The following is an 8,295-nucleotide window of genomic DNA, read 5'->3' as shown; positions in this document are numbered from 1 at the left end:
TCGGTCCAAATAATTTTCGCGGGTTTCGTTGTCATGAATTTCTCCTTAGTGGTAATCCAGGCACCTTCAAGGCAAACGAAAAACCAACCTCATTTGCATTGACCAACAATGTTTTAACCGGAAAAAACCGGCCAAACCCAACCGAAGATTCGATACCGCAACCGCGACGAGCGGGAAATCCGCCGACGCCGCACAGCTGAGCGGCCCTCCGAATCGTGTATACAGTATACAAACCCCCTTGGGGTGTCAAGAAAAATGTACCTAGGGCAGGCGGTGCGAAAACCTGGGAAACCGTCACGGGATTAAAACGATTTTCTGTGGAAGCTCAAGCCTTTGACGGCCAATGACCAAGCAAGGATGCCAGGGCATGAAGCACAGAGCATGCTGCGTTTCAGGAAAGGGCTAGGGAGAAGACAAAGTCTTTCTTAGTGCGGGGTCCACGGGGAAGATTTCGGATTGCAGGGCCTGGGCGCGAACCTCATCCCTTTCTTCCTGGGAGACGTTGCGGGGAATGTCGAGGGTCTGGCCGAGAAATACCTGGCGAGGATCCTTGATTTGGTCACGGTTGGCCTTGTAGAGCAAGGGCCAGAGCAGCGGATCCCCGTAGACTTCGGGCCGTGCTGCGATAAGCCAAAGGGTATCGCCGTGCCGGACATCGTAGGTCGAAACCCGCGGCGGTGCCGGAACAAGCGCAACGGCGGGCGCCGCGGCGGGCGCGGCGGGACGAGCGGGCGCGGCGGCGGAGGGTGCCGCGGGACGAGATCGAGACGGCGCGGGAGCGGGAGTCGGCGCAGCCGGCACCAGGGCTTGTCTCTCCGCGGCTTCCCGCGCCAGGCGCTCTTCTTCCCGGCGCAAACGCTCCTGCTCGGTCTGACGAATCGCCTCGCGCGCATGATGCTCGGCAAGAGCAAACGAAGAGCGAGCCCTTGGGTATTCACCTTGGGCAATATCGAGCTCCCCCTGGCGCAAGGCCTCTTGGGCCGCACGATAAGGCGCGCCGGCCAGTTGCTCGGCCCCGATGGCATAGGCACGGGCCACCAGGCTGCGCGCGCCCTCAAGCTCCTGACGCGGCGGCGGTGCGGAGCAACCGGCCAGGGTGGTCGCCAGGAGCAATAGGGCCAGAAATAGTTTCGGCATCAGGGTCGACAGATGAAAACCTCAGAGGCGATTTGGAACGACACGAAAGGGGGAGCGGTGCCCGTCATGGTCGCCGCCCCCCCCTTTTTGCGAACCGATGCTGTTCCGGTTATTTCGGGCGAGCGGCAAGCCGGATACCAAGTTCACGCAGTTGTTTTTCGTCCACCTCGCCCGGTGCTTCGGACATGAGACAGGTGGCCTTCTGCGTTTTAGGAAAGGCAATGACGTCACGGATGGAATCGGTGCCGGCGAGAATCATGGTCAGGCGATCCAGGCCGAAGGCGATGCCGCCGTGGGGCGGCGCCCCATATTCGAGGGCTTCCAGAAGGAAACCGAACTTGACGCGGGCTTCCTCGTCTCCAATGCCCATCAGCTCGAACATTTTGCTCTGCACCGCCCGATCATGGATACGAATACTGCCGCCGCCGATTTCCGAGCCGTTGAGCACCATGTCGTAGGCCTTGGCGCGCGCTTTGCCAGGGTCGGTGTCGAGCAGCGGAACGTCCTCGTCCATGGGCGCGGTGAAGGGATGATGCACCGCCACATGGCGGCGGGTTTCGCCGTCCCATTCCAGAAGGGGGAAATCCGTGACCCACACGAACTTGTAGGCATTCTTGTCGACCAGGCCGAGTTTGTGGCCGAGATGGCCGCGCAGGCGCCCCAAGGCTTCGTTGGCAATGCGGAAGCTATCGGCGACAAACACCAGCAGATCGCCTACCTCCGCTTGCAGGGCCTGCCCGATCTGGGCAATTTCCCCCTCGGAAAAAAACTTGGTGATGGGCGACTGCCAGCCGTCGGCATTGATCTTGATCCAGGCCAGGCCCTTGGCGCCGTAGATCTTGACGAATTCGCCGAGATCGTCGAGATCCTTGCGCGACAGCTCGGCGCCGCCTTTGACGTTCATTGCCTTGACGATGCCGCCCGCCTGGACCGCGTCGGTAAAGACCTTGAAGCCGCTGCTGCGCACGATATCGGATATTTCGACATGCTCCATGCCGAAACGCAGGTCGGGATTGTCCACGCCGAAGCGCGCCAGAGCCTCGGCATAGCTCATGCGTGGCACGGGCAGGGGCACTTCGACGCCGATGGTTTCGCGAAACACCCGGGCGATCATGCCCTCCATGGTCTTCATCACGCCGTCGCGATCGACAAAGCTCATTTCGCAGTCGATCTGGGTGAATTCGGGCTGCCGATCGGCGCGCAGGTCTTCGTCGCGGAAGCATTTGACGATTTGCATGTAGCGATCGAACCCGGAAACCATGAGGATCTGCTTGAAGAGCTGGGGCGACTGGGGCAGAGCGTAAAAGGTGCCCTGGTTGACGCGGCTCGGCACCAGGTAATCACGCGCGCCTTCCGGAGTGCTCTTGGTCAGAAAGGGTGTTTCGAGTTCGAGGAACCCTTCGCCGGCGAAATAATCGCGCACCACACGGGTCACCTGATGCCGCAGCATCAGGGTACGCTGCAAGGCCGGGCGGCGCAGATCGAGATAGCGGTATTTGAGGCGGGTATTCTCCGCGACGTCGGTAAATTCATCGATCATGAAGGGCGGAGTCTTGGCGGTGTTGAGAATGCGCAGCTCATGCACCTCGACCTCGACTTCGCCGGTTTTCATCTTCGGATTGAGGGTGCCCTCGGGGCGCCGAGAGACATGCCCCTTCACGGCGACCACGTACTCGCCGCGCACCCGGTCGGCCTTCTGGTGGGCCTCGGGATCACGGTCGGGGTCAAGGGCCAACTGCACGATCCCCTCGCGGTCGCGAAGGTCGATGAAAATCAGGCCGCCATGGTCGCGCCGCCGCTGCACCCAGCCCATCAGGCAGACCTGTTGACCGATCTGGTCGGCGGTGAGTTGCCCGCAGTAATGGGTTCGTTTCCAGTCGCCAAGGATGTCGTTCAAGAGTGGTTCCTCCCTCGTCAATTGCGGATGTCCCGCCGGCATTCCGGGCGGGATGGTGGAGAATGGTGGATTATACAAACCGCCATGAAAAATCTCAAGCGCCTTGCCCGGCGCCGGACAACTTGGTCAACTCGGCGACCACGGCCTCATGCAGACCCTCAAGGGCGATTTCACGCTGGCTGCTGTCGGCCATCAAGCGCAGTTGCCCGACACCCTGCGCCAGTTCGTTCTCGCCGATGATCAGCACCAGGGGGGCGGCCAGTTTGTCGGCCCGACGCATCTGCGCCTTGAGGCTTCTCCCCTGATAGTCGATCTCGACCCGCAGGCCCTGCCGCTGCAACTGGTGCATGAGGACAAAGGCGCGCCGTTGCGCGGCCTCGCCCAAGGCCGCGATGAACAGCGCGGGCGGCGGCGAGATGCGGTCCTTGTCGCCCATCAGCAAGGCCAACCGTTCCACGCCCATGGCAAAGCCGATGCCGGGCAGCGCCGGTCCGCCCAGCTCGCGCACCAGGCCATCGTAGCGCCCGCCGGCGGCAACGGCGTTCTGGGCGCCGAGGTTGGCCGTCAGCATTTCAAAAGTGGTGCGGGTGTAATAGTCGAGTCCGCGCACCATGCGCCGGTTCACCGCGTAGGGCGTGCCAAGGTCGTCCAGATAAGCCCGCGTCGCGGCAAAATGCTGCTCGCAGCCGCCGCACAAATGATCGAGCATGGCGGGAGCATCCAAGGTCGCCTCGCGGCAGCCGGCCGCCTTGCAATCGAGAACCCGCAGGGGATTGCTCGTGAAACGTCGTCGGCAGTCGTCGCACAGATCCCCGAGTCGCGCTTCGAGAAATGCGACCAGTTGCCGGCGGTAGGCCGGGCGGCACTCGGGGCAGCCCAGGGAGTTGATCTGCAATTCGACCTCACCGAGGTCGATTTCATCGAAGAACTGGCTGAGCATGGCGAGGATCTGTGCATCTATGCGGGGGTCGTCGACACCAACCGCCTCGACGCCGATCTGATGAAACTGTCGGTAGCGTCCTTTCTGCGGCCGCTCGTAGCGGAACATGGGCCCCAGGTAGTAGAGCTTGGCGACAGGATCGGCGGCGTGCATCTTGTGCTCGATAAACGCGCGCATGACCGAGGCCGTCCCCTCGGGACGCAAGGTCAGGGAGGTGCCGCCCTTGTCGACAAAGGTGTACATCTCCTTTTCCACGATATCCGTGGTCTCGCCGATGGATCGCTGAAAGAGTTCGGTTTTTTCCACCACCGGCACGCGAATCTCGGAAAAACCGTGCAGGGCGAACACCCGGCGCGCCGTACTTTCGAGAAATTGCCAGGTTTCCACCTCGCCGGGGAGAATGTCGTTCATCCCCTTGATGCCTGTAATGCTCATGTGTATCCGATACGCTCCCTGTCAAAAATTTCGGCCGTGCAAAGCCGCCGGCCGAATGCGTGCCATATTTACCCCGGCGCGACCCGACCCGTCAACGCCCAAGACACGCGACGCGCAAAAGGCAGGGGCGCAACCCGTCAAAAATCCTTCAGGTCGCGGGCCGGACACACCACATTGCGCTTTTTCTTGCCCCAATACATGGCGCGGTCGGCGAGCATGAGCAACTCGGCGTGATCCTCCGCATCGTGGGGAAAGGTCGCGACACCGAGGGTCGCCGTCAGGCGGGCATTGACGCCCTGCTCGGCAAGAAAACGATGTTTTTCCAGGGTGGCCCGCATGCGCTCCGCCACCACGAGGGCGCCCTGTTCCTCGGTCTCCACCAGCAGTGCGGTGAATTCATCGCCGCCGTAACGAAAGAGCAGATCCGTGTCCCGCAGACACTGACGCAGCACCTGCCCCACTTCGGCCAACACGGCACTGCCGACCAGATGGCCATGGCGGTCGTTGATATTTTTGAAATAATCCAAGTCGATGAAAATCAGGGCGAATTCGAGACGATAGCGGCATGAACGGCGCAGCTCCTGCTCCAGGATGAGGTGCAGATAACGATGATTGAAGAGCCCGGTCAGGTCATCGCAATACATGAGTTCGCGCGCGTCACGCAACCGAGAGGCATTCTCGAAGGCTAGCGCCGCCTGGGCGCAGAGCAAGCCGGGCGCCCGGTTGGACAAGGCAGCGCCGACCAAAACCAGGCCCCCCTGGATCTGTTCCTGAAAACTCAAGGGATAAACCAAAATTGGCTTATCGCAATGCAAGGCCTGGCTTTCCTCGCCGCTCAACCACCAGGGGCCCTGGCCACAGGAAAGGCCGGAAAAAAGCAAGGGCGCCCAGCTTTGCGCCTGGGACCGATCCATCCCCACCAGGGCGGGCAACCCGAAATCCCCGTCGCGGTGAACAAAGGCGAAACCCATCGTCACCCCGAGCTCTCCCATGGCCAGGGGCAGAGCTTTCTCCAGCAGGGGATCCAGTTCGTGTTGGGCGAAAAGGTCGAGGCCGGCGCGCAGCAGATCGTTCTGGCCGCAAAGCCGCGCGTTATCCTCCGCCAGGCGACGTTTCTCCAGCAGGCCAAGCACCCGATGCCGCAACTCTTCGGGGTGAAACGGCTTGATCAGATAGCCAGCGGCGCCGTCGCGCAAAGCCGCGATGGCCTGTTCCTGATCAGCTTGGGCGACCATCAGCAAAACTTCGGGAGGGGGATCGAGCTGACGGCAAAAGCGCACAATTTCGCCCTCGGCCAAGCCCGGCGGAGTCAGGTCGCTCATGACCAGATCGATGCCGCCGCCCTCAAGAAGACGCAGGGCACCAGCCCCCCCGTCGCAGGTTTGGACGGATAAGCCTTCGCGGCCGAGCAGTTCAACCAGGAGTTGACGAAAAAGCTGCTCGCCATCGACAACCAGCAGGGTGGGGGTTTTCATAAGGGCTCCGCATGAGAATCCATGAAATAATTAGCAAAAACCGCGCCACCCGATTGCCGGAAGCGACCCTTTTCCCAATTCTCAATCACCCAGCCGGCGCCCTGGGACCGCATGCGCAAGCTGCCCTGGGTATCGGTGCGAAACAGAGGAATGTTCTGTCGCGCCAATCCCTCGACCACGGATTGCGCCGGAAGCCGATAGACATTGTGACGCCCGGCGGAGACAAAAGCCGCAGCCGGCGTTAAGGCCTCCGCAAGTTGTTCCGTCCGTGAGCGTGCACTGCCGTGATGGGGCAGCTTCAGCAAGGATACAGGTCCGGGCAGGGGATGCAAGAGCAGCGCGCCGACGCCTCGCTCCTCAAGGTCGGCCGTCAGCAGCACGCCATCCTGTCCCTGACCGGCGTAGATTACCAGGGACTGGTCGTTGACGGACAGCCCCTCTCCTTCCGCGCGAAAAACCGCGAGCAGGCAAGGTTCCCGCTCTATCACGGTCCATCCTGGCGCAAAATGGCGGACCTTGATGGAGCGCGCCTGAACAAGCCGGGCCAATTCGGTGTCGAGTTCCTCCAGGGGAAGTGGCGACCAGAATTCATCCACGGGAAAATGGGTGAGCACCTGATGCAGACCCAGGCGATGGTCGGGATGATCATGGGTGAGCACCACCGCGTCCAGCCGCCCAATGCCCAAATGGCCAAGGGCCGGAGCGATGAGTCGCGCACCCACATCAAAGGTTTCACTGCGCACCCCGCCACCATCGATCAGGATGTGGCGCCCCGGCGCCGCGGAGAGCAGCGTCGCATCCCCTTGTCCGACGCTCAGGGCGATGACCTGCAGGCCTGGCGGGGGCGCGACGGGAATCAGGAGGAGCAGGCTCGCCATGCCTGCCGTTGCGCCGCGCCAGCGCCGACGCCAATGGTGCCCGGCCAGAACCAATAGGCACAGGGCAAACACCCCAAGCAGCACGCGCGGCGTCAGATAAAGCTGCACTCCCCCCAGCAGGGGCGTTTCCGTCAGCCAAGCCATCAGGTCAAAGGTGGCTTGTACCACCAGCCCATCGAGGATCAGCAGGTATCTGGCGCCCGCTTCCCAGACAAGAGCCAGCACCACTGCAGCCAGGCCCACCGGCACCGCCACCAGTCCGATGGCCGGTACCGCGAGAAGATTGGTCACCAGTGCCGCGGGGGCCAGCAGATGGAAATGCAGCAGGGTCAACGGCAAGGTGGCCAGGGTGGCGGCCAAAGTGGTCAGGGCCAACAGGCATAGCCAGCGCAGGACAAAGGGCCGCTGCGGACAATGGGGAGACCAGCGCGGCACCAGCAGCATGATGCCCAGCACCCCCGCAAAGGACAGCTGGAAAGACGCCTCGAAGAGCAGCAGCGGCTCGAACAGCAAAAACAGCAGTCCGGCGCTCCACAGAAGATTCAGGGGCGCCGTGCGCCGGGAACAGGCCCAGAGCACGGCCCCTGCTGTCGCCATGAGAAAAGCGCGCTGGGTTGGCAGCGCCTCGCCGGTCAGAAGCAGATAGGCCAACAACAACGGCAGCAGAAACACGGGGAGAAAGCGCTTGGGCGGAAAGTGCAGCAGCAGCCAGGTGCTGCGCCGCCAGAAAAAAAAGACCAGCTGATAGGCATAGAAGCCGATCAGGCCCAGATGCAAGCCCGAGATGGAAAACAGGTGGGAAATGCCGCCGCGGGCCAAGATCTGGCGCTGCGTGTCGCTCAACCCGCCCTTGTCGCCGACCAGCAGAGCAGCCAGCAGGCCGGCGGTATCCTCGGGCACGCACGCCTCGATCAGGCCCAGGACCCGCTGCCGCCAGGCGGCGGCCAGCAAGCGCGGACCCAAAGGCGCCGTACCGGGTAAGACGGCCGCCTCCTCAAGGTTTTTCAGATAGGCGCTGGCTTCAATGCCGCGCGCCGCGAGATAGCGGGGATAATCAAATTCACCGGGAGTGCCGAAATTGTGCGGTGTGCGCAGGGAGGTCCGAAAGCGCAGATGGTCGCCGGGGAGCACCGCCGTTGCCGGACCGTCCAGGAACAATCGCAGACGCCCATCGACCCGCAAGACCTGGCCGTCTTTTCGCAGGACATGCACCCGTAGATCCAGATAGCTTTTGTCCCCGGAGCGACGCCCCAGGCTCAACACCTCGGCGTCCACCCCCAATTCGCCGACTCCGCACCAGGCTCGCAAGCCGCTCCTCCCGGCGTCGGGTGCGAGCGCCAGGCCATAGAGCAGATAGCCGCTAAGGAAAAAAAAGGCCAAGCCGGCCGCCGTTTGCCGGCGCGGATGGCGGCGCAACAGCACAACACCCAGGGCACAGACCAAGGCAAGAGCCGCCGGCCAAACGCTCGCGGGGCCATAGGGCGCGGCAGCGATGCCGCCGCCCAAGGCAAGCAACCAGGGCAGAACTCCCAC

6 protein-coding genes are annotated in these 8,295 nt (G+C 62.6%); 1 reads left to right on the top strand and 5 read right to left on the bottom strand.

Translation table 11 applies throughout. The annotated features are described in order from the left end of the window. On the top strand, positions 1–200 hold a 200-nt coding region (locus QAT43_RS01255), incomplete at its 5' end, for a hypothetical protein (protein WP_305041210.1). Between the two features lie 202 nt (positions 201–402). Here the strand turns inward: QAT43_RS01255 and QAT43_RS01250 are convergent. From QAT43_RS01250 to QAT43_RS01230, 5 genes are all read right to left on the bottom strand, one after another. Then, complete coding sequence (locus tag QAT43_RS01250; RefSeq protein WP_305041209.1) at positions 403–1,137, bottom strand: DUF4398 domain-containing protein; 735 nt, start codon at positions 1,135–1,137, stop codon at positions 403–405. Positions 1,138–1,246: 109 nt separating this feature from the next. Beyond that, entirely contained in the window at positions 1,247–3,034 is a 1,788-nt protein-coding gene (aspS, locus tag QAT43_RS01245) for an aspartate--tRNA ligase (RefSeq protein ID WP_305041208.1), read from the bottom strand. A gap of 94 nt (positions 3,035–3,128) precedes the next feature. Beyond that, positions 3,129–4,409, bottom strand: coding sequence for a histidine--tRNA ligase (gene hisS, locus QAT43_RS01240; RefSeq protein ID WP_305041207.1), 1,281 nt, complete (start codon positions 4,407–4,409; stop codon positions 3,129–3,131). 137 nt (positions 4,410–4,546) lie between these two features. After that, a complete protein-coding gene (locus QAT43_RS01235) occupies positions 4,547–5,884 on the bottom strand; it encodes a GGDEF domain-containing protein (protein WP_305041206.1) in 1,338 nt (445 codons plus the stop codon). After that, positions 5,881–8,295, bottom strand: a complete 2,415-nt coding sequence (locus QAT43_RS01230) for a DNA internalization-related competence protein ComEC/Rec2 (RefSeq protein ID WP_305041205.1) — start codon at positions 8,293–8,295, stop codon at positions 5,881–5,883. Before QAT43_RS01230 ends, QAT43_RS01235 begins: the two co-directional genes overlap by 4 nt.

Origin of the sequence: Geoalkalibacter sp. (assembly GCF_030604225.1) — a bacterium.
In the GTDB taxonomy this organism is placed as follows: Bacteria; Desulfobacterota; Desulfuromonadia; order Desulfuromonadales; family Geoalkalibacteraceae; genus Geoalkalibacter.
This window is presented reverse-complemented; position numbering and strand designations above follow the sequence as displayed.

Excerpts from the sequence above, each read along its gene's own strand:
- QAT43_RS01250 (WP_305041209.1), bottom strand. The coding sequence starts at position 1,137 with ATGCCGAAACTATTTCTGGCCCTATTGCTCCTGGCGACCACCCTGGCC.
- QAT43_RS01235 (WP_305041206.1), bottom strand. The coding sequence starts at position 5,884 with ATGAAAACCCCCACCCTGCTGGTTGTCGATGGCGAGCAGCTTTTTCGT.
- hisS (WP_305041207.1), bottom strand. The coding sequence starts at position 4,409 with ATGAGCATTACAGGCATCAAGGGGATGAACGACATTCTCCCCGGCGAG.